Raw genomic sequence first — 21,872 nt, forward strand, 5'->3', positions numbered from 1 at the left:
GCTACTATTTTCACGTCGCCGACACCTGGGGAACTGAGGCCACGGACGTCTTCGAGGATCCGGAGCCGAACCATTCGAGCACAGGGGTCTGGGCCGAGTGTTTCGGGGACGGGACGGGAGGCCGGTGCCACACCATCCAGCAGAATCTCGTCCGCGAGTTCCGGCGGGCGGTTGCGCACTTAAAAAGGGACGGTTCGGCAGATACCCTCCTCGCCGAGGCCGAAAGCCGGGGGTGGAAGACCGTCCCGCTTCTCCGGCGTGTGGCCGAACTCTGTCGCGAGCAGCCGGCAGCGGCCCACAAGACGCTCCTCGCGGTGAAGGAGTGGTATGAGGAACTCTGCCGGCGGCGGCGCTGTGTCCTCGACGACCGGAAGGCGCTGGCCATCCACGCACGAACGGAGCCCTACCGCGAGATCTGGGACCGGTTCAGTGCGGTCATCGACGACTACGACGACTGCGAGGTGCTCCTCGACGCCCACGACGTCGCCGCGGCGATCGACGGCACGGTGCTCTATACCGGGGACTACCGTCACATCATCGCCAACCGGGAACTCATTCTTTCGGAAACCAGCCTCCACGATGTCCGGTATCTGGGAGACCGGACGGGCGGGCGGCCGCCGGCGTGAAGGAACCGTCGACGGTGTTTCATATCTCCGGGGAATAAGGCCTGAAGAAACAGTGAGCATCCTCGCTGTTGAAGAGTAGATTGCCCATCCATGGCACCCCGAAAGGGGAACATGTGAGTAAGATTTGACATCCAGATCTGCGTAACGTCTGGAGACACGAGGCATACGATTTCACCATCCGGCTGAGGAGAACATCGATGCCCTTGTTCTATCGCTCGGCAACGTTTACCGGAAACTGAATGCGGGTGATTTCATGGGCCGGGATCAAGTACCCATCAAGTACGGAAAAGCCGGCAGATATCTGGATATATGCAGATCGCCAGCAATATCGCTGACGTTAATTTCCGGAAGCGGGCACTCAGAATACAACCCATCAAGTATTCCTCCCGTCTGGTGCCGCCCACCACGGGATATTTTATTTCAGGTCTCCAGTAGTCTCATTGTTTTTGTTATCCCGTTCCTCTCCTTCGGGCGGGGCGGCCTCCTTTAGCATCCGGTCGAAATCGCTCTCAAAAAGTCTGTCCTGAACAACACGGTACTTCTCAAATTCACTCTCTGCGAACTCCTTTGCCATCTCTTTTGTGGCCTTTCCAAGGTCTTCGAGCAGTTTGCGATCATCGAACTCAAGGAACCGGTCAAGGCGTTTTGCCCAATCCTCCATAGTCATCGGGATCTTTCTTCTGGCACGCTCTTCAGCAAGGTCAAGCCAGGCGTTGACGATTCTTCCGAGTGATTCAAGTTCTGTTGCGTTCAGATAGTTTTTCGCGACCGATACGTCGGTTTTGAGTATCTTCCCGTCAGGGGCTTTTTCCCAGGTGCTAAGGCCCATATGCTTCTTTCTGCTGTCGGCACGTGCCATTATCAGTTCAGCCGCAGTATTCCCATGTATCGCAAAATGTAATTTGTTCTGAACGTTTGCGAAAAACTCGCGTGTTGTTGGTGCATTCCTGTTGTAGTCGAGGCTTGTAGCGTATATGTCCGTGGTTGTAGTAGTCAAGAGTCCGTGAAACTTCACGATCACCCTCGATTTGAACTGTTAGATATTTTCTAATAGTTGCATCACGGGTCAACTCGCCGCTTTCGTAGATGTTTTTCAGGTGTACGTTTATTGTCGGAACCGTCACATCGAAGAGCGCCGCCATCATCTTCTGGCTTAACCAGATGGTTTCGTCCTCATACCTGACCTCGATTGAGTCTTCACCGGCGGCCGAGGTAAATAGCAAAAATTCAACCGTGCTGTTTCGTATCAGTTTCTTTTCATCTCCGCTCATAGTTCCACCCCTGTTCGTACGATATTGTGGAGATCCTGCCGAACGCCGGGCTTTCTCTTCTGTGATCCCCGGATCTTCTATGGCGGTTCATGATGCACTCCTCGTTCATATCCGTCAGGAGAAACGCCTTCTCCTACCGGCCCGGCCGCCACCGGAGGGGGATGGCTATTCGAAGCCGGGACGATCTGCTCAAAGTCGAGCTCCGAACATCTGGATATACTACTTGACACTCTCCCCGGGCTAAAGCCCGGGAGATTCCGGGTTCGTTGACCGGGACGTGCATCGCCAGGGCCGGCGGTGGAGCGGTCCCGATCTCCGCAAGCGTGAGCCGGGTGTGCCCCACCCGGCTCTACAGGCATATTGGGCTCTTCTGGGCATAAAGAATAGCCGTGTGGGGTGAAAGTGAACGGATCTGGGGGTGCATTCATCCCCGGCCTGAAGGCCGGGGTCTTCACTCGAGCATGGTTCAGGCCTCCACTCCTGCCCGCCTGAGGATGAGCCGGTAGTCCTCCTCGGGGATCTCGCGCATGGCGATCCTGAGGTGGCCGCTCCACATCGTCTTGTTCGTGATGAATCTGAGATCCCCGATCAGTGGCTTGAACTCAAGGGGTTCGGGGAAGACCGCGATCGGTCGGACCTTCATGCGGTAGGGGAAGACCTCGTCGCCCATCTGCGGCGGGGTGACAAAGATGGGCGCCTGGTCCTCGTAGGGCTCAGAGATGACTTCGTAGGCTCCGGTTATCGCGGAGGGGAGGAGCGTGTCGCCCTCTTTCTCCTGCCGGACGTATACGAGGATGGTGTCGCCGGGCTTCACCCGCTGCATGAGGGTTTTGTTTCGTTTGGGCACTCCCCAGATCTGCTTCGCATCGAGGATCCTGGCGTTGTCGCGGTTAGAGGAGGCGATCCAGTGGGTCATACATTGGCAATGTACTCCGTGTTCGGAAAAAGGTGCCGAGAGCACTCGTGGCGGAGACGCCGGCCCGGGTAGGCCAACGGGAACGGAGGGTCGCATCCTGTTTGCGCCGACGTATCGGGACTGCCCGGTGCAAAACATTAACATCCATCAGTCCGAATTGAATCTAACCCGGGTTGCGGCAAATTCAAGAGATCCGCATACCCTGAAGTCAGATTATTCAAAATCTGTGGAAGAATGACCGGACAAAAAACCGAATACATAAGGGAGGAAAACCATGGCAATCAAAAAATCCGAACTCTATCGTTCGCTCTGGAGTAGTTGCGATGAACTCCGTGGGGGCATGGATGCTTCACAATACAAGGATTACATACTCACGCTGCTCTTCGTAAAATACGTCTCCGATAAGTACGCGGGGAAGGAGGACGCGATCATCGAGGTGCCTGAAGGAGGAAGCTTCGCCGATATGGTGAGGCTGAAGGGCGACAAGGAGATCGGGGATAAGGTCAACAAGATTATCGGCAGGCTCGCAGAGGCGAACGGGCTCAAGGGGGTCATCGACCAGGCTGATTTCAACGATGAGGCGAAGCTCGGGAGCGGGAAAGAGATGCAGGACCGCCTCTCCAAACTGGTGGCGATCTTCGACGGCCTGGACCTCCGGGCAAACCGCGCCGAGGGCGACGATCTGCTCGGTGATGCCTACGAGTACCTGATGCGGCATTTCGCCACCGAGTCGGGCAAGAGCAAAGGGCAGTTCTACACCCCGGCCGAGGTCTCGCGGGTCATCGCCCGTGTGGTCGGCATCGGTCCTGATACCCGCCAGGACCAGACCCTCTACGACCCTGCCTGCGGGTCGGGGTCCCTCCTCCTCAAGGCGAGTGACGAAGCCCCGCGGGGAATCACGATCTACGGCCAGGAGATGGATAACGCCACCTGGGCGCTGTCGCGGATGAATATGATCCTCCACGGCCATCCGGGGGCGGAGATCTGGCGCGGCAATACCCTTGCCGACCCGCACTTCAAGAACCCCGACGGGAGCCTGAAGAAGTTCGACTTCGCGGTCGCAAATCCTCCCTTCTCCTCCAAAGCCTGGACGAACGGGCTCGACCCGGAGAACGACGAGTTCAAACGCTTTGAGTATGGCGTCCCGCCGGCGAAGAACGGCGATTATGCGTTTCTCCTCCACCTGATCACGTCGCTCAAGAGCACCGGGAAGGGCGCGATCATCCTCCCGCACGGGGTGCTCTTCCGCGGCAATAAGGAGGCCGATATCCGCCGGAACCTCGTCCGGCATGGGCTAATCAAGGGCATCATCGGCCTGCCCCCGAACCTCTTCTACGGGACGGGTATCCCGGCCTGCATCATCGTCGTCGACAAGGAGAACGCCTCTTCCCGGACGGGGATCTTCATGATCGACGCCTCGCGAGGGTTTGAGAAGGACGGGAACAAGAACCGACTCCGGTCGCAGGATATCCGCAAGATCGTGGACGTCTTCAACAACCGGATCGAGGTGCCCCGCTACTCCCGCATGGTCCCCATCGCGGAGATTGCGAGCAGTGCGAACGATTACAACCTGAACATCCCGCGCTACATCGATTCGAGCGAGCCCGAGGACCTCCACGACCTGGACGCCCACTTAAGCGGCGGCATCCCGGGCCGGGACGTCGACGCCCTGGAGCGCTACTGGTCGGTCTTCCCGACGCTGCGGGATGCGTTGTTCCGGTCGAACGGTCGGCCCGGGTACCTGGAGCCGAAGGTCGAGCCGGCGCAGGTGAAGGCGACCATCCTCGCCCACGCGGAGTTTGCGGCCTACGCGGCCCGGGTCGCCGCCGTCTTTGACGAGTGGCGGGCGGCGCACGAGCCGCGTCTTTGGGCGCTCGATGCCGGCGCAAAACCGCGGGAGGTCGTCCGTGCGCTCTCGGAGGATATGGTCGTGCGGTTCGCCGGCCTGCCACTGCTGGATAAGCACGACGCCTACCAGTGCCTGATGGATTACTGGGCCGGGGGGATGCAGGACGACGTCGATCTCGTCGCCGCCGAGGGGTGGGTCGCAGGGGCGAAGCCCCGCGGGATCATCGAGGATAAGGAGAAGAAGATCAAGGAGACGCCGGATCTGGTCATCGGTCGGCGGAAGTATAAGATGGACCTGATCCCGCCGGCCCTGATCGTCAGCCGCTACTTCGCCGCTGAGCAGGCGGCCATCGACGACCTCGCTGCCCGGCAGGAGACCGCCGCCCGCGAACTCGAGGAGTTCGTCGAGGAGCATACCGGGGAGGAGGGGCTGCTCGAGGACGCGGTAAACGAGAAGGGGAACGTCACCAGAAAGGCAGTGAACGACCGGTTGAAGGAGATCGGCAGGAGTCCGGAGTTTGCCGAGGAGCGCGACGCCCTCACGCGGGTCATGGCGCTGATCGAGGCCGAGTCCCGGGCCGGCAAAGCGGTGAAGGAGGCACGGGCGGCGCTCGACGAGCGGGTGCTGGCCCGCTACACGACCCTCACAGTGGACGAGATCAGGACGCTGGTGGTGGAGGATAAGTGGTTTGCTTCGATCCGGGCTGCCGTCGAGGGTGAGGTGCAGCGGCTGACGCAGCGGCTCGCCGGCCGGGTGAAGGAACTCGACGAGCGGTATGCCCGCCCGCTGCCGGAGCTGGAGCGTGAGGTGGAGGCGTTCGGCAAGAAGGTCGAGGAGCACCTGAAGAGGATGGGGTTGGAGTGGGGATGAGAGATGGAGCGGACGTTACGCCAGACAATTTTGCCGGCCTGCTCGTCGACGTGAAGGAGCGGATCCTCTCGGCACGGACCAGGGCGGTTCTGGCGGTCAACGCCGAGCTCGTCCGGCTCTACTGGGAGGTTGGTCGGATCATTCACGAGCGGCAGCGTTCGGAGGGATGGGGGGCTGCGGTCATCCCTCGCCTCTCTTCGGCGCTGAAGAACGAGCTGCCGGAGGTGAAGGGCTTTTCGGAGCGGAACATCAAGCGGATGCTCGCCTTCTACCGCGAGTACCCGGAGCTCGGCGGGGGTGGAATTGTGCCACCACCTGTGGCACAAACGGCGGGGCGATCATCTATGCCGGAAACGGGGGCGCACATTCCGCGAGAGGTGTTCTGGGCGGTTCCCTGGGCTCATCAAATTATCCTGATGGAGAAGGTCAAGCACCTCCCGACCCGGTTCTGGTATATGGAGCAGACCCTCGCGCACGGCTGGAGCAGAAACGTGCTTGCCATACAGGTTGAGACAGAGGCCCACGCACGGCAGGGAAAGGCGGTCACGAATTTCAGCGCACTCCTGCCTTCTCCGCAGTCGGATCTCGCACAGCAGGCTCTGAAAGACCCGTATATCTTCGACTTTCTCACGCTCGACGAGCCATTCCACGAGCGCGAGCTCGAAACTTCGCTCATCTGCCATCTCGAGAAGTTTCTGCTCGAACTGGGGCAGGGCTTTGCATTCGTCGGGCGGCAGTATCGTCTGGATGTCGGGGGAGAGGATTTCTACATCGACCTGCTGTTCTACCACCTGCGGCTACGGGCGTTTATCGTGATCGATCTGAAGCGGGGGAGGTTCAGGCCGGAGTATGCGGGGAAGTTGAACTTTTACTGCAACGTGGTGAACGACCTGCTCCGTCACCCGGACGACCAGCCGACGATCGGCCTGATCCTCTGCCAGAGCAAGGATAACCTGCTCGCCGAGTACAGCATATCGGGTATCGACAAGCCCATCGGGATATCGACCTACGAGTTGACCCGTGCCCTCCCGACTCATCTCAAATCCGCTCTGCCGACGGTCGAGGAGATCGAGCGTGAACTGGCAGAGGTGCAGCACCAGGAGGAGGAAGGAGAATGACCGACCGGCAGGCAGGGGTGGAGGAAGTGCCGCCGGGGTATAAGCGGACGGAAGTGGGAATGATACCGGAGGATTGGTCAGTATCACTCCTTGATTCGATTGCGGTACGTGGTAGTGGCCATACTCCAGATAAGAAGCATCCAGAGTACTGGGACGGATCTATACCATGGATTTCTTTAGCCGATTCACCAAAGCTTGATAATGGTTACATTTACGAGACAACTTCGACGATTACCCCTGCCGGAATCCAAAACTCTTCTGCTGTAATTCATCCCCCCGAAACAGTTGTATTAACCCGCGATGCAGGTGTCGGCAAGAGCGCTATTATGGGTCAAGCGATGGCTGTGAGCCAACACTTTATGGCTTGGAGATGTGGCCCAAATATTAATAATCACTTCCTCTACTACTGGCTTCAATCTAAAAAGGGCGAATTTGAACGCATTGCAATCGGAAACACGATCAAAACCATCGGTCTCCCATATTTCAAGAATCTGAAAATACCTCTCCCTCACATCCACGAGCAATACACCATCGCCACCGCCCTCTCCGATGTGGACGGGCTCATCAGGGCGCTGGACGCGCTTATCGAGAAGAAGCGGGCCATCAAGCAGGCCGCCATGCAGCAGCTCCTCACCGGGAAGATGAGGCTGCCGGGGTTCACCGGGAAATGGGAGACGAAGCGACTGGGAGACACTATCACTTTCCTACCAACAGCCAATAATCCTAGAGCAGACCTGAATGACGATGGAGGGATACAGTACATCCACTATGGCGACGTCCATGCACAAACAAAGCCCGTCCTAGATTGTACTGTGTGTGTGCTGCCTTACATTGATCGAGGAAAAATAGGAAATGCCACCTATCTGGAAGATGGCGACCTCATTATGGTCGACGCATCTGAAGATCTTGAAGGAACAGGCAAGAGCGTCGAGGTTCAGGGTATATCGGGGAAAAATGTAATTGCCGGCCTTCACACCATTTTGTGTCGGGGTAATCCCGAGCAATGGGCTAGGGGGTTTAAGGCGTATCTACAATTTATCCCTGCGTTTAAGTTAGCCCTTACCCGTATCGCCACGGGTATTTCGGTATATGCTATTTCAAAGAATCACATTGCAGAACTCGAACTTGCACTTCCACCAGTTCCCGAGCAGGGCGCCATAGTCTCAATCCTCTCCGACATGGACGCCGGGATCGCCGCCCTCGAACGCCGCCGGGAGAAGGCGGAGCAGATCAAGCAGGGCATGATGCAGCAGCTCCTCACCGGGCGCATCCCCCTCGTCGAGCCGCCGGAGCCGGCGGCATGACCTCCGTCCGCATCTTCGTCAGCAGCGTGCAGTGTGCTCGGACTGACCCACCAGAGCCGGAGTTCCGGCAGAGTGGCGAGCAATTGGTCCAGGCTCTGTGGCGTCCTGAGCGAGATCGGGTGGTTGTCACTACAACATGGGACCTTGTGGGGACCAAGTTGGGACTAAGTGGGGTTCCGGGTAGAGGTGCTGGCGAAACCAGGGAAGGCACTAGGGAAGAAACTAGGGAAGACCTCGCCAGCGACGGATTCCAGACGATCATCCGCCGGGTTCGGGGTGGGGAGGAACCTTCGGGGAAAACTTCGGGGTTAATCCTTGACATGATCCGGCGACAGCCAGAGATCACCATACCCGAGATGGCCGGAGCACCGGGCAAGAGCACCCGGGCCATAGAGATGCAACTCGCAAAACTCAGAAAATCTAGAAAGGTGCAACGCATCGGCCCGGCCAAAGGCGGCCGCTGGGAGATTATCGGAGACGAAGATGAGTAATGTCGGCGAGCGTGAGCGTCTCACGCAGGGGCGGGTTGTCGCCTACTTCCGCGACGCCCTCAAGTATCGTTACCTGGGCGATTGGGAGCACCGCGAGGGGAACAGCAACGTCGAGGAGGAGCTGCTCGCTGCATGGCTCACCCGCCGGGGCTACAGCGAGAAGATCGTCGGCAAGGTCCTCTACGAGCTCGGCAAAGCGAAGGCGGTCGGCGGGAACAAGAGCCTCTACGACGCCAACCGCGAGGTCTACGGGCTGCTCCGCTACGGCGTGAAGGTCCGGCCCGACATCGGCGAGCAGCACATCACCGTCTGGCTCATCGACTGGGACCGCCCGGAGAAGAACGACTTCGCCGTCGCCGAAGAGGTCACCATCGCCGGCGAGAACAGCAAACGCCCCGACATCGTGCTCTATGTCAACGGCATCGCTCTCTGCGTCCTCGAACTCAAGCGGTCGATCGTCTCCGTATCCGAGGGCGTCCGTCAGAACCTCGACAACCAGAAGAAGATCTTCATCCGCCCCGTCTTTTCCACCGTCCAGCTCGTGATGGCCGGCAACGAGACCGAAGGGCTCCGTTACGGCGTGATCGAGACCCCCGAGAAGTACTACCTGCGCTGGAAAGAGGCCGACGCCGGAGAAAGCCCGCTCCTCCGCGAACTCTTCCAGCTCTGCCGCAAAGACCGCCTGCTTGAGATCGTCCACGACTTCATCGTCTTCGATGCCGGGACCAAGAAGACCTGCCGGCACAACCAGTACTTCGGGGTCAAAGCGGCACAGGAGCGCGTGAAGCGGCGCGAGGGCGGGATCATCTGGCACACCCAGGGCAGCGGCAAGAGCCTGATCATGGTCTGGCTCGCCAAATGGATCCGCGAACACGTGCCGGCCGCCCGCGTCCTGCTCGTCACCGACCGCACCGAACTCGACGACCAGATCGAGAAGGTCTTTCTCGGCGTCAGCGAGGACATCTACCGCACCCGGAGCGGCGCCGACCTCGTCCGCGTCCTCAACACCGACACCGAATGGCTGGTTTGCTCGCTCGTCCACAAGTTCGGCCGCGGCGACGACCTCAGCGACGCCGATCTCGAGACCTATATCGAAGAGATCAAACGCAACCTGCCGAAAGGATTCTCCCCCAAAGGCGAGTTCTTCGTCTTCGTCGACGAATGCCACCGCACCCAGTCCGGCAAACTGCACCGGGCGATGAAGATGCTCCTCCCCGGGGCGATGCTGATCGGGTTCACCGGCACCCCCCTGCTCAAACTGGACAAACAGAAGAGCATCGAGGTCTTCGGCCCCTACATCCACACCTACAAATACGACGAGGCCGTGCGTGACGGCGTCGTCCTGGACCTCCAGTACGAGGCCCGCGACATCGACCAGAACCTCACCTCCCAGGAGAAGATCGACCAGTGGTTCGAGATCAAGACCCGGGGCCTGACCGACGCCGCGAGAGCCCAGCTCAAGAAGCGCTGGGGAACCATGCAGAAGGTGCTCAGCGCACAGGACCGCCTGGAGAAGATCGTCGCCGACATTCTGCTCGACATGGAACTGCGCGACCGGCTCAGGAGCGGCCGCGGGAACGCGCTCCTCGTCACCAGCAGCATCTACTCGGCCTGCCGGTTCTTCGAGATGTTCAACAAGACCGACCTTGCGGGCAGATGCGCGATCATCACCTCCTACGCGCCGCAACCTTCGGACATCAAGGGCGAAGAGACCGGCGAAGGGCTGACCGAGAGGCTGCGGCAGTACGACATCTACCGCAGGATGCTCGCCGACCACTTCGAAGAACCGGAGGACGCGGCGATGCACAAAGTCGAGCAGTTCGAGAAGGAGGTGAAGAAGCGGTTCATCAACGAGCCCGGACAGATGAAACTCCTGATCGTCGTCGACAAACTTCTGACCGGCTTTGACGCCCCGCCGGCGACCTACCTCTACATCGACAAGCAGATGCGCGACCACGGTCTCTTCCAGGCGATCTGCCGCGTGAACCGCCTCGACGGCGAGGACAAGGAGTACGGCTACATCATCGACTACAAAGACCTCTTCCGGTCGCTTGAGAGGTCGATCAAGGACTACACCGGCGAAGCCTTCGGCGGCTTCGACAGAGAGGACGTATCGGGGCTGTTGAAAGACCGCCTGGAGACAGGGCGGGAGCGGCTTGGCGATGCCCTTGAGGCGATCAGGACGTTATGCGAGCCGGTCGAGCCTCCCCGGGACACCCTTGCGTATCAGCATTTCTTCTGTGCGGCCGATACCGCAGATCCCGAAGCGCTCAAGGAGAATGAGCGCAAACGGCTTGCCCTCTACAAACTGACCGCCGCCCTCCTCCGGGCGTATGCCGGCCTGGCGAACGAGATGCACGATGCCGGATACACCGACGCCGAGGCCGCAGAGATCCGGGCCGAGGTCACTCACTACGACAACGTCCGTAAAGAGGTTATGCGGGCAAGCGGCGACTATATCGACCTGAAACTCTACGAGCCGGCCATGCGGCATCTCCTCGATACCTACATCCGGGCCGAAGAGAGCGTTAAGATATCGGCGTTCGACGATATGCCGCTGGTCCAGCTCCTCCTCGAGCGTGGTGCCGATGCCGTAGAGACACTCCCGCCGGGCATACGGCGTGATCGCGAAGCGGTTGCAGAGACCATCGAGAACAACGTTCGCAAACTGATCATCGACGAGACACCGATCAACCCGAAGTACTACGAGAAGATGTCCGAACTGCTGGACGCGCTGATCAGAGAACGCCGGGCACAGGCACTCGGGTACCAGGAATACCTCAAAAAGATCGTCGCACTGACAAAACAGATCAAGCGCCCCGGCGACGGCGCACGGTATCCCGGGACCCTGGACAGTCCTGCAAAACAGGCTCTCTACGATAACCTCGGCGAGGACGAAGCGATCGCGCTCGCGGTCCATGAAGCGGTAACCTTGACCAAACAGGACGACTGGACGCACAACCCCATTAAGACGAAGATGGTCCGTATTGCCATCAAGAAGGTCGTCCAGGACGACGAGAAACTCGACAAGATCCTTGAACTGATCAAAAACCAGCAGGAGTATGCCTGAATGCACCGGATCTCCGTGAATGGCATGCAGGTCGACGTGGTCCGTAAGGACATCCGGAACCTGCATCTCGGGGTATACCCTCCCGAAGGCCGGGTCAGGGTGGCGGCGCCGTTACGCGTGGACGATGAAGCGGTGCGGCTGGCGGTGATCACGAAACTGCCGTGGATCAAACGGCAGCAGACCCGCTTCAGGACCCAGGAACGCCAGAGCCCGCGGGAGTACACCTACCGCGAGACGCACTACTTCCTCGGCAGACGCTACCTGTTAAACGTCATCGAGCATCCGGGCCCGTCCCGGGTCGAGGTGCGTGGTAAGGCAGGGATCGACCTGTACGTTCCGGCAGGAAGCGATGCCGTCAGACGCGAACAGGTCATGCTCAAATGGTACCGAAAAGAACTCAAAGCCTTGATTCCGCCGCTGATCGATACGTGGCAGGAGACGCTCGGGGTGACGGTGGACGACTGGGGAGTAAAAAAGATGAAGACCAAATGGGGCAGTTGTAACATCGAAGCCCGGCGAATCTGGCTGAATCTGGAACTCGCAAAGAAATCGGTACAATGCCTCGAGTACGTTGTTGTGCATGAGATGGTGCACCTGCTCGAGCGAAACCACACCGACCGGTTCAGGGAGCTGATGGATCGGTTCATGCCCCAGTGGCGACATTACCGGGATGTGCTGAATCAGGCCCCACTCAGCCACGAGACCTGGTGTTACTGAAAAAACAGTTGATGATCCGGGTGAGTTTGGTGTCAAGGAGAGGCAGGAGATGGTTTTTCTCCACCGGCAGACCAGTCTACCGGCCGACCCTCCACCAGAACGGGTCTTTTATATCGCAAACAGATCCCGCCCCCCTCACCTCCCGCCGACCCCCCGCTTCCCGCAGATCTGCACCACCTTCTCCGGCTCATAGCGCAACGCAACCTCGCTCGTCCTCCCGCCGGCCTGCACCCGGATCAGGTCGACCAGCCGCAGCGAGTCAAGTTTTCGCAGTTGCCGGGAGAAGGCCGTGTAGCCGACCTTCGGCGTCTCCTCGACCCGGCCGTAGATCGCGCCGGAGACCAGCGGCCCGCTCTCCTCCTGCGAGAGCTCCGCGATCCGCCGGAGCAGCAGCCGCTCGTCCGCCGAGAGCGCCCGGATTGTATAAGCGAGGTGGACGTGCTTTGCCTGCTCGTAGGCCTTCATGATATCCTCCTCGACGACCTCGGTGCGGGCGGCGCACTCCGCGTTCAGCACCGCCCGCTTCACCAGGTCGAGACCCACCCGGACGTCGCCCGACTCCATCGTCTGCTCGACGATGCGGTCGAGCATCTGTACTGAGAAGACGCCGGGGTAGAGCCCGGTCCGGATCCGGTCCTGGAGGATGCCCCGGATCTCGTCGGCGTCGTAGGGCGGGAAGTAGATGTCGGAGGGGCGAAACGGCGAGAGGACCCATTTGCTCAGGTCGGCGGCGAGGTCGAGGTCCATGTCGCTCACCGTCGCGAAAACCGCCGCCCGGGTAGTCCTGGTGCAGCCGGAGCAGGGAGTTGACGACGTCGCCGAGCAGGTTGTTGTAGTGGAGCAGGTTCGCGTCGTCCAGGCAGACGATCAGGCTCTTCTCCTGCCGCTGCAGGGCGCCGCCGATCGCGTCCATCACCGACTTGATCGAGACACCGGTCCGCGCCGGAGCGTGGCCGAAGACCGCGGCATAAACTCGCGAAAAGACCATGTACTTCGTCCGGTCGTTCTGGCAGTTCACGTAGACCGGCACGATCTTCTTGGTGGTCTGCTCGAGCTCGGCAAAGATCCGGAGCACGCTGGTCGTCTTCCCGGTCCCGGGCAGACCCCTGCAGATGGCGGAGAGGGCCCGCCCGCCTTCGAGTGCGGGACGGACCTGGTAGGCAAGGTCGTTGAGCTGGCTCTCGCGGTAGTTGAAGAACTCAGGGACGTAATCGATCTCGAAGACATCGATACTCCGGAAGAGTGTCTGGTCGGACATGAGGAGTCGCGTTCTCATACAAAGATCGTCGGGAGATGGTTATTTAAGCGGGAGCCGTGCGCATGGTGAAAGTGAAAAAGAAGTTTTGCCGGAAGACCTTTTGCGCTCATAGCGCTGGTGCTTTGCCCGGCAGAGGGCATTGTGCCTGAAATCCGGTGTGGCCGTTCACCACCCCGCCGGCCCCGTCAGACGATCGGGCCGAAGAGCGCCCGGCCGATGAGGAAACATACCCCGGCCACGATCGCCGCGGCCGGAATGGTCAGGAACCAGGCGATGAGGATCTCGCGGACCACGCCCCACTTGACCGCCGAGTAGCCGCGCGTCGCGCCGACACCCATGATCGCGCCGGTTGTCGCATGGGTCGTCGAGACCGGGACGCCAAAGACATTCATCAGCGACAGGACACCCCCGGCGGAGGTCGATGCGGCAAACCCCTGGTAGGGCCGGATCCTCGTTATCTTGGTGGCCATCTTGTCGATGACCCGCCAGCCCCCGAGGAGGGTACCGACCGAGATGGCAAGCGAAGAGACCAGTATCACCCAGAGCGGGACGGCAAACTCGGAGATCAGCCCGCCGGCAAGGAGCATGGCGGTGATGATGCCCATCGCGTTCTGGGCATCGTTGCCGCCGTGGCCGATCGCCTGGAGTGACCCCGAGAAGATCTGAAGATTTCGAAAGAGGTTTGTCAGGCGCCGCGGAGCATAGTTGCGGAAGACGTAAGTTACGGTGATGCCGAAGATGAACGCGACGATGAACCCAAGCATCGGGGAGACGACGATGAAGATGATGACCCCGAGAATGCCGCTGACACTCAAAAACCCTGTTGCGATGGCGAGCGGGATGACCAGCGTCACCCCGATGAGTCCCCCAACGAGGAGGTTCCACGGCTTGAACTCGCCCCTCCGATGCGCGAACACCCCCGTGGCGACAGCACCGAGGACGGCACCGGCAAGCCCATAGAAGGCGGTCTGCTCAATCATTACCAGCGACGGCCAGATGACCGCTCCTGTCCCGGCACCTGCAATCCCGGCACCAAGGAGCCCCCCGATCAGAGCATGGCTGCTCGATACCGGGATACCGAGAAGAGACGTCGCAAGAACCCAGAGCACCCCGCCGACCAGGGCCATGAAGATCAGCGTCGGCGTAAGGAATGAGGGGTCGACGATCCCTCTTCCGATGGTCGCCGCAATCGCCGTCGTGAAGAGGAGGGGGCCGAGGAGGTTGAAGACCCCTGCGAGAAGGACCGCCTGCAACGGGGTTAAAGCCTTGGTCGCGACGATGGTTGCGATCGAGTTTGCGGCATCGTTCAGGCCGTTTGCGAAGTTAAAAAGAAGAGCGAGAGCGATGCCGAGGATGATGATCGGATCCATGGCAGTCAGGAGTGTCTGATGGCTATGTCGCTCAAGACGTTTGCGACATCCTCGCACTTATCGGTCGCCATCTCCAGGTTTTCGTAGATATCCTTGAGTTTGATGATGGTGATCGCATCATTCGTCTTGAAGAGGTCCATGATAGCATGACCGAGGACGTTATCCGCGACATTCTCCAGGCGGTTCACCTCGATGCACCGCTCTTCGATCAGGCTCGGGTCCTTGATCGACCGTATACTGCTGACGGCCTTCTCGATCTCGATGACGCTCAACTGGATCAGCTTTGCAAGTTCAATCATCGAGTCGTCGGTCTCGGTGATGCCGTAACTGTACATCTGCTGTGCCGTGCCGTCGATGTAGTCGAGAATATCGTCCAGCGCCGATGCGAGACGGGAGATCTCTTCGGGCTCAAGCGGCGTGATGAACGTCCGGTTCAGTTGCTCGTAGATCTGGTGTGAAATATCGTCTCCCTGGTGCTCGATCTGTTTCATCCGGTGACACTGCTCTTTCACGTCCTTGAAATTTTCAACGAACTCAACGAGCAGATCGGCTGCGGAAACGACTGTTTTAGCCATCTCATCGAAGAGGTCAAAAAAAACCTTATCCTGAGGGACTACCCACTCCTTAATGCCCACGATGATCGTTATAAGTTTCTCCCGTCAGGGACTATATATCGATCGGTCCTGCTGCCCGAAAAGAACGGCGGGATACGGCGAAACAGGGGAGGAGGCACCGCAAGCCTCTCAGGTGAGCGCGCCGGCCGGGTACCGGGAACGACTCGTCCGATATGGGGGAACGGTGCGGAGCCGCTCCCGTCGCCCTCTCACTCCGAGATCTTCACGAGGTTGCTGCGGATAAATTCGAGATCCGCGTCCTTTGCCGCGATCTCCAGGAGCACTGTCCCGTAACCGGGGCAGAGTTTCGTAAACGGCAGCAGGACCTTCTTCTTCCGGATCTGGAGCCCTACGAGCATGGGCTTTTGTAAGAGTATCCGGATATCCTTGAAGACAAAGCCCGGCACCATCTCGTAGTATTCCTTGCTGTGCTTTCGCACGTAATCGTTCACCTGATCAGGCGTCACATCCATGAGAAGCACCTGTCCACCCAGGTTGTTTACGCAGCGCGATGCCATTCATAGATAATTCGTATTGTCACGAATAAATCTTTCGCAGATCCCGGGGTCGCCGCCCGACACGGGAGGAACCGGATATCTTGAGAGCATCGCGCCGGTGCTGCTCGAAAGAGCAGGCCTTTACAGATCCGGGGTGCAAGAAAGCCCCCGGCTAAAGCCCGGGGAGAGTGTCAACGGCCGTTGCTGTCCCGGCGAGGGGAAAGGTTATTGTATACCGGGCGGATACTCCGGTATGAAGCCGTATGGCATGCCGGGCTGCTCACCCGGGGTTCGTCTCCTCCTCCTGGCGGCCGTTTCCGCCCTCTTCGTCATTCCCTGCTCCATCTCGGGCGCGACCCCCCCGCTGCTTCCTTCTCTCACCCTCTCGCTATCGAACGACACCCTCTCCGGGAACGAAGACCTTGATATCTTCGTCGTCTGGAGCCGGGACGCGAGTTTCTACCGCCCCCCGGGAAGCGTCGACGTGCTGGTCTACAGGGCCGGCTCGCCGGTTGCAGGGTATACGATCCCGGAAGACGTTCGTACAGCCGCCGATGACAACACCCGGCATTTCCGCGGGGCGATCGCATCCGCGGAGTTGCCGGAGGGGAGGCTCCTGCTCGTCGCCACCGACCCGGTCTCCGGCGCCGAAGCCCGCGCCCCGATCAACGTCACCGAACCGGGCCCGGACTTCTCCAGCACCCGGCTGGCCGGGTCCCTCGACACCGCCTTTCTCCTGGTTGCGGCGGTCCTGCTGGTCGTCCTCGGGGCCGGTCTCAGCCTGCTCGTGCGGCGTCCGTGAGGGGAGGCGGTGCCGCTGCCCGGCTCTTCTCCACCACCTCCTCTCCGCCTGCACCCCGGCGCCCCCCCTCACCGGTTCCCTTAATGTCTGCGGAAAACCAACTATTCTTCAAGTGATACGCGAACCGGCAGTAAAAAAAGTCCTCTACTGGTGCGACCAGTGTAACGTCCCCCTCATCGGGCGCACCTGCGCCTGCAAAGCGAAGGTCCGGGAGATAGAACTCCTGCAGCCGCACGACGTCCGCCCGGCCCTCGCGGCGGATACGGCCCTCATCCGGCGCCTTCTCTCCGAGCAGTTCGGCGATATTCCCCTGCCCCATGTCGTGCTCCTCAACAAGACCGGCGGCGCCGACCGGGCCGACCTGGTGATCGTCCACGGCGACCGGTTCGGCTGGCTCTCGTTCGACCCGGTCACCCGGAAATTCAGCCTCGATATCGCCCCCGAGGCGCTCCCGCACATCCTCCCGTATGCAACAAGAGGCATCATCGATCTCGAGGCCGAGCCCGCCGTGCGTGCACATAAGGGCCGCATCGGCGGGAAACGGTTCCCCCTGGCGGCCGGCGTGCCCGACGGGACGGTCATCGTCGCCTACAAGAACCGGTTCGGCACCGGCGTCGTCAAGGACGGGCAGGTCCGGGTGAAGGAACTCGTCTCCGTCACGCCCTGCTCCCGGCCCGACCCGGGCTGGGAGGTGGTGATCGAGAGGAACCGCTACCACTTAAAGAACCTTGAGCGCAACGCCGTCCGTACCATCAAGAAGCACATGAACGACCGGCCGTGCGCGAACGTCTCGTTCTCCGGCGGCAAGGACAGCACCGCCGTCCGCCACCTCGCCCGGAAGGCGGGGGTGGAGAAGGCGTTCTTCATCGACACCGGGATCGAACTCCCCGAGACCGTGGAGTTCGTGGCGTCACAGGGCGTCGAGATCATCCGGAAAGGCGGCGACTTCTTCCAGGCGGTCGAGAAGGCGGGGCCGCCGGGGAAGGACCACCGCTGGTGCTGCAAACTCTTAAAACTCCACCCCTTAAAGATCTACCTCGCCGAGACCGGCCCCTGCGTCACCATCCAGGGGAACCGCTGGTACGAGTCCTGGAATCGGGCCGACCTTGAGGAGACGAGCCAGAACCCGGCGAACCCCCTGCAACTGAACGTCTCGCCGATCCGGAACTGGCGGGCGCTCGAGGTCTTCCTCTACCTCTGGTGGCAGGAAGTCCCCATGAACCCGCTCTACGAGATGGGTCTTGAGCGGATAGGCTGCTACCTCTGCCCGGCGGCGCTCGAGAGCGAGTACGAGGGGCTCCGGGAGATGCACCCGGAACTGACGGAGCGCTGGGACGAATTCCTTATCAGGTGGGCGGAGAAGACCGGGATGCCGGACGCCTACCACCAGTGGGGGCTCTGGCGATGGCGGGCCCTGCCCCCGAAGATGCGCGAGGTCTGCCGGGAGCGGGGCATCGGCGTGAACGAGGACTTCACCCTGCGGGAAGCTCCCGTGAAGAAGAGAGTGGAGGTGGCAACGACGAAGACGATGAAGACCCGTGAGCCGGCACGGCCGGCAGAGATTGAGTTCACTCCCGATACGATCCGGAAAGACTTCCCGATCCTCGGCGATATCATCTACCTGGACAACGCGGCGACGAGTTTCTCGCCGGAGCCGGTGGTGGAGGCGGCGGTCGAGTTCGAGCACCGTTACCGGGCGAACGTCGGGCGGGGCGTGCACCGCCTGACCCGGATCGCGACGCAGCGTTACTGGCACGCCCACGAGAAGGTGGCCCGGTTCGTCGGCGGGGAGGCGGGGGTGACGGTCTTCACGAAGAACGCCACCGACGCGATCAACATGGTCGCGCAGGGGCTCTCCTGGAAGCCGGGCGACCGCGTGGTGACCACCATCCTCGAGCACCACTCAAACCTCCTCCCCTGGAGGGCGCTTGGAAAGCAGGGGGTCGCGCTCGACGTGATCGGGATCGACGCCGACTATTCGCTCGACCTTGCCGCACTCGAGGAGACCCTGGCCGGGGGCGGTGTCCGGCTCGTCGCCGTCACCCACGCTTCAAACGTCCTCGGCGTGACGACACCGGTCCCCGAGATCGCGGGGCTCTGCCGGGAGCACGGCGCCCTCCTCCTGGTGGACGCCGCACAATCCGCGCCGCACATGCCGCTGGACGTCGCGGAGCTCGGCTGCGACATCCTCTGCTTTGCGGGGCACAAGATGTTCGGGCCGATGGGGACCGGGGTCCTCTGGATGCGGGACCTGCTCTTCGAGCCGCCGACCCTCGGCGGGGGCATGGTCGCGAGCGTGACGGCAGAGGGGCATGTGCCCGCGGAGGGTTACCAGCGCTACGAGGCCGGGACGCCGAACGTCGGCGGCGGGATCGCGCTCGGCGTCGCCGTGGACTACCTCTCGGCGATCGGGATGGAGAAGATCCACCGGCACGAGGAGCGCCTGACCGCCCGGCTGATCGAGGGGCTCTCCGCGATAGACGGGGTCACGGTCTACGCCGGGAGGAATCCGGGTGCCCGGATCGGGGTCGTCTCGTTCACCATCGACGGCGTTCACCCCCAGGAGGCCGCGCAGATGCTCGACGAGGATGCGGATATCCTGGTGCGGTCGGGGCACCACTGCTGCCAGCCGCTGATGGAGCACCTGAACCTCCCGGAGGGGACGGTCCGGGCGAGCATGGCGGCCTTCACGACCGAGCAGGAGATCGACCTTCTGGTTGCGGCCGTCGACGAGATCAGCCGCGGACGGTGAGACGTCTCCTCAATCCTCTAATTTGGTCTGGTCTTCGGCGGCCTCGGGTTTCGGTAAGTGCGACTCGCGACGTTCCAATCAGAATGACCCTCCTGCAGTACACGAGTCCGAGATGATTGGGCTTCTCGGGTACAAGAGTCTGAACACTGCCGGATTTTATTTTAAGCACACGCAGTGACCGGAGCGAGAGAAAATTCCCATGCAGTGGACCGTGGGGGATTCGCCATTAGGGGAACGACGCTCCGGAGAACGACTGTCCGTAGGACAGGAGTTTGAGAAGACCGGAGGTCTTCGAAGAGCGGAGTTCGAGCACCGAAGGTGCGAGGAGGGGCTGACGAGGAGTGCGATGCTCCGAAGGAGCGGAGCTTGAGCACCGACAGGTGCGAGGGGGGCATGCCCCCTCCCCTGTCTCTCCCTCATAAGACTATATCTGTAACCCCCCCACCGCCCGCGCTTCGCGCTCCTCCCGCCCCCGGAGGGGGGCGGGCAGTGCGTGGCGATAACCGGGGGGAAGCCGTGCACGGTTCTTCCAGGGATCTCTCTATGCAGTGGACCGTGGAGGGTGCGCACCTGTCGGTGCTCACGCTCCTGCCCCCGCGCCTAATGGTGCTCAAGTTCCGTTCCTCTGGAACGTCGCACCCTACGGCCCGTCGCACCCTTCAATCCTCTCCGGATGCGTATAGACCGCCATCTCCGGCGTCCCGGCAGAACCGACGATGGCAAGGCCGGTCTCTTCCGCAACCTCCACGGCAAGCGCGGTCGGGGGACCGGTGGAGACCAGCACCGGGATGTTTGCGACGAGGCACTTCCTGACCATCTCGGAGGTGACCGTCCCGGTGCCGACGGCAACCGTCCGGGAGAAGTCAAGACCGTCACGCAGCCCTCGACCGATCACCCTGTCGAGGGCGTTGTGCCGGTCGATGTCCTCGGAGCGGGCGGCGATGTGGCCGCCGTCGATGAGGGCGATCACCTCGATCATGCCGGGCGCGGGGAGGGCGGTGACGGCTTTTTCGAGCTCCGGGATGGAGACCGTACGATCGGAGTGGATCGCGGGCAGTTTCTGGGTGTCGATGTAGGAGACGGCCCCCCCGCACCCCGAGAGGATGGTCTTTTTTACGCTGACCCGCTTGAAGATGTTCGTCGTGAGGACGCTTATCCGGTTCTCCTCGACCCTGACCGACTCGATCTCGTCCGCGCTCCGGATGATCTCTTCGGTGTAGAGGTAGCCGGTGACGAAGTCTTGAAGTCCGGTCGGGCTCAGGATCACCGTCGTCAGGTGCCGGCCGTTGACGAAGATCGCCACCGGCGCCTCCTCGGCGGCATCCAGGGCGATCTTTCCGCCGCCAATGCGGATGCAGGCAATTTTCTTGAACATAGGTCCTCACTTCACGTATGCCGGACGCGTCGCCGGATCACTCCGGGGCGGGATCGATTCTCTGGAGAGATCGTGCACGGGAGAGGACTAGACGATACCGGTGGTCGTCCCCGGCGCACCGTTCATGCACACTGCCGGACGAACTCCTCGGGCATCGAGGTGCGCCGTGCGGTCTCTTCGACCGAGAACCCTCTCGCAAGGAACCTCCTTACCACGCTCTCCATGGGTTCCCCGACCTCGATGATATGCATATCGGGGTCGTAGAGCCTGACGGCCCGCTGCCCCCAGGGCTGCTCTACCACGCCGTGGACGTACTTCACGGAGTCCATCCCGTTGAGCCGTTCAAGAAAGGCGTCCAGGTCGTCCTCCTCGAAGTAGAGTTCAGCGTTCTTCGGCCCCCGAAGGATATCGTCCTCATCGACGCCGATGAGATCCGCAAAATGCGACCGGAGGTGGATCGCAAAGCCGCCCTCGAACGACACGTTCTCGCCGAGATCGTAGCCGACCTTCTGGCCCAGCACCTCCTCATAGAAGGCCCTGGAGACCTCCATGTCACGAACAACAATAAGCGGGCACACAAACTTCATACGTATTCTGCTCCGTATCCCGGGCGTTCGCCGGTAACTCCCGCATGAGACAGACGGCCCCACAACCCATCGGGCCTCCGGCTGCTCCTGATAATCCCGTAGGAGGTTGTGATAGTTCAGTCTTTTGATTGCCGGTTCTCCCGCTGTGCAGAGAAAAATCCATGCAAAAACGTCGGTAAAAGCACAGAAGAGGTTTTTGCGGCTGTCCGGCAGCGGGAGAGAGCGTCGCTCTCTCCCCCACCTCCGGGCGTTGCCTGGAGCCTTAGCACCCCGACACGGGCGCAAATGAGGTTTTTATGGAACTCAAGTAGGTTGGTTAACGGGCGTTAGACGCCCGGCCGGTTCCGGCCGGGCGCATCCTTTGCTCGAACTCCGCCTGCCCCGA

At 61.0% G+C, this 21,872-nt stretch carries 16 protein-coding genes and 2 pseudogenes; 9 read left to right on the forward strand and 9 right to left on the reverse strand.

Features of this window, described 5'->3' with window-relative positions; translation table 11 throughout:
* Positions 1-260: 260 nt before the first annotated feature.
* Entirely contained in the window at positions 261-626 is a 366-nt protein-coding gene (locus BRA49_RS10520; protein WP_292385895.1) for a hypothetical protein, read from the forward strand.
* 415 nt (positions 627-1,041) lie between these two features.
* On the opposite strand, the pseudogene rhuM reads toward BRA49_RS10520, so the two are convergent.
* Both rhuM and BRA49_RS10535 read right to left on the reverse strand, forming a co-directional pair.
* Positions 1,042-1,897, reverse strand: a pseudogene (gene rhuM, locus BRA49_RS10525) (RhuM family protein).
* 466 nt (positions 1,898-2,363) lie between these two features.
* Positions 2,364-2,813, reverse strand: coding sequence for an EVE domain-containing protein (locus BRA49_RS10535; RefSeq protein WP_292385897.1), 450 nt, complete (start codon positions 2,811-2,813; stop codon positions 2,364-2,366).
* A 274-nt stretch (positions 2,814-3,087) separates the two neighbouring features.
* Between BRA49_RS10535 and BRA49_RS10540 the strand changes: the two genes are divergently transcribed.
* From BRA49_RS10540 to BRA49_RS10565, 6 genes are all read left to right on the forward strand, one after another.
* Positions 3,088-5,532: a type I restriction-modification system subunit M gene (locus tag BRA49_RS10540; protein ID WP_292385899.1), complete on the forward strand. Its 2,445-nt coding sequence runs from the start codon at positions 3,088-3,090 to the stop codon at positions 5,530-5,532.
* A complete protein-coding gene (locus tag BRA49_RS10545; RefSeq protein WP_292385900.1) occupies positions 5,529-6,650 on the forward strand; it encodes a PDDEXK nuclease domain-containing protein in 1,122 nt (373 codons plus the stop codon). Before BRA49_RS10540 ends, BRA49_RS10545 begins: the two co-directional genes overlap by 4 nt.
* Positions 6,647-7,954 carry a restriction endonuclease subunit S gene (locus BRA49_RS10550; RefSeq protein WP_292385903.1) on the forward strand — a complete coding sequence of 436 codons (1,308 nt, stop codon included), beginning with the start codon at positions 6,647-6,649 and terminating at the stop codon, positions 7,952-7,954. The genes BRA49_RS10545 and BRA49_RS10550 overlap by 4 nt, the downstream gene beginning before the upstream one ends.
* A gap of 119 nt (positions 7,955-8,073) precedes the next feature.
* Entirely contained in the window at positions 8,074-8,445 is a 372-nt protein-coding gene (locus tag BRA49_RS10555; RefSeq protein ID WP_292385905.1) for a hypothetical protein, read from the forward strand.
* A complete protein-coding gene (locus BRA49_RS10560) occupies positions 8,438-11,515 on the forward strand; it encodes a type I restriction endonuclease subunit R (RefSeq protein ID WP_292385907.1) in 3,078 nt (1,025 codons plus the stop codon). The genes BRA49_RS10555 and BRA49_RS10560 overlap by 8 nt, the downstream gene beginning before the upstream one ends.
* On the forward strand, positions 11,516-12,232 hold the full coding sequence (locus tag BRA49_RS10565; protein ID WP_292385909.1) for a M48 family metallopeptidase: 717 nt from the start codon (positions 11,516-11,518) through the stop codon (positions 12,230-12,232).
* Positions 12,233-12,367: 135 nt separating this feature from the next.
* Here BRA49_RS10565 and BRA49_RS10570 read toward each other — a convergent pair whose 3' ends face one another.
* The 5 genes and pseudogenes from BRA49_RS10570 to BRA49_RS10590 form a co-directional block, all read right to left on the reverse strand.
* Positions 12,368-12,979, reverse strand: coding sequence for a hypothetical protein (locus BRA49_RS10570; RefSeq protein WP_292385911.1), 612 nt, complete (start codon positions 12,977-12,979; stop codon positions 12,368-12,370).
* A gap of 97 nt (positions 12,980-13,076) precedes the next feature.
* A pseudogene (locus tag BRA49_RS10575) lies at positions 13,077-13,508 on the reverse strand (AAA family ATPase); the annotation flags it as partial.
* 167 nt (positions 13,509-13,675) lie between these two features.
* A complete protein-coding gene (locus BRA49_RS10580; protein WP_292385913.1) occupies positions 13,676-14,860 on the reverse strand; it encodes an inorganic phosphate transporter in 1,185 nt (394 codons plus the stop codon).
* A 5-nt stretch (positions 14,861-14,865) separates the two neighbouring features.
* The gene (locus tag BRA49_RS10585) at positions 14,866-15,495 is read right to left on the reverse strand and encodes a DUF47 domain-containing protein (RefSeq protein WP_292385915.1); all 630 of its coding nucleotides are present in this window, start codon (positions 15,493-15,495) and stop codon (positions 14,866-14,868) included.
* 188 nt (positions 15,496-15,683) lie between these two features.
* On the reverse strand, positions 15,684-15,992 hold the full coding sequence (locus tag BRA49_RS10590; RefSeq protein ID WP_292385917.1) for a DUF1894 domain-containing protein: 309 nt from the start codon (positions 15,990-15,992) through the stop codon (positions 15,684-15,686).
* Positions 15,993-16,224: 232 nt separating this feature from the next.
* Here BRA49_RS10590 and BRA49_RS10595 point away from each other — a divergent pair, with 232 nt between their 5' ends.
* Together BRA49_RS10595 and BRA49_RS10600 are read left to right on the forward strand one after the other, a co-directional pair.
* Positions 16,225-16,773: a hypothetical protein gene (locus tag BRA49_RS10595; RefSeq protein ID WP_292385919.1), complete on the forward strand. Its 549-nt coding sequence runs from the start codon at positions 16,225-16,227 to the stop codon at positions 16,771-16,773.
* Positions 16,774-16,885: 112 nt separating this feature from the next.
* Positions 16,886-19,525 (forward strand): aminotransferase class V-fold PLP-dependent enzyme, encoded by a 2,640-nt coding sequence (locus BRA49_RS10600; protein ID WP_292385921.1) that lies wholly within the window; start codon positions 16,886-16,888, stop codon positions 19,523-19,525.
* A gap of 640 nt (positions 19,526-20,165) precedes the next feature.
* Here the strand turns inward: BRA49_RS10600 and fdhD are convergent.
* Complete coding sequence (gene fdhD / locus BRA49_RS10605) at positions 20,166-20,900, reverse strand: formate dehydrogenase accessory sulfurtransferase FdhD (RefSeq protein ID WP_292385923.1); 735 nt, start codon at positions 20,898-20,900, stop codon at positions 20,166-20,168.
* Positions 20,901-21,022: 122 nt separating this feature from the next.
* Entirely contained in the window at positions 21,023-21,487 is a 465-nt protein-coding gene (locus BRA49_RS10610; RefSeq protein WP_292385925.1) for a VOC family protein, read from the reverse strand.
* Positions 21,488-21,872: the final 385 nt, after the last annotated feature.

Source organism: Methanoculleus sp. UBA430 (assembly GCF_002506585.1).
GTDB lineage: Archaea > Halobacteriota > Methanomicrobia > Methanomicrobiales > Methanoculleaceae > Methanoculleus.

Coding starts and splice junctions, on each gene's coding strand:
- BRA49_RS10535 (WP_292385897.1), bottom strand. CDS start 2,813: ATGACCCACTGGATCGCCTCCTCTAACCGCGACAACGCCAGGATCCTC.
- BRA49_RS10540 (WP_292385899.1), top strand. CDS start 3,088: ATGGCAATCAAAAAATCCGAACTCTATCGTTCGCTCTGGAGTAGTTGC.
- BRA49_RS10545 (WP_292385900.1), top strand. CDS start 5,529: ATGAGAGATGGAGCGGACGTTACGCCAGACAATTTTGCCGGCCTGCTC.
- BRA49_RS10550 (WP_292385903.1), top strand. CDS start 6,647: ATGACCGACCGGCAGGCAGGGGTGGAGGAAGTGCCGCCGGGGTATAAG.
- BRA49_RS10560 (WP_292385907.1), top strand. CDS start 8,438: ATGAGTAATGTCGGCGAGCGTGAGCGTCTCACGCAGGGGCGGGTTGTC.
- BRA49_RS10565 (WP_292385909.1), top strand. CDS start 11,516: ATGCACCGGATCTCCGTGAATGGCATGCAGGTCGACGTGGTCCGTAAG.
- BRA49_RS10570 (WP_292385911.1), bottom strand. CDS start 12,979: ATGGACCTCGACCTCGCCGCCGACCTGAGCAAATGGGTCCTCTCGCCG.
- BRA49_RS10580 (WP_292385913.1), bottom strand. CDS start 14,860: ATGGATCCGATCATCATCCTCGGCATCGCTCTCGCTCTTCTTTTTAAC.
- BRA49_RS10590 (WP_292385917.1), bottom strand. CDS start 15,992: ATGGCATCGCGCTGCGTAAACAACCTGGGTGGACAGGTGCTTCTCATG.
- BRA49_RS10595 (WP_292385919.1), top strand. CDS start 16,225: ATGAAGCCGTATGGCATGCCGGGCTGCTCACCCGGGGTTCGTCTCCTC.
- fdhD (WP_292385923.1), bottom strand. CDS start 20,900: ATGTTCAAGAAAATTGCCTGCATCCGCATTGGCGGCGGAAAGATCGCC.
- BRA49_RS10610 (WP_292385925.1), bottom strand. CDS start 21,487: ATGAAGTTTGTGTGCCCGCTTATTGTTGTTCGTGACATGGAGGTCTCC.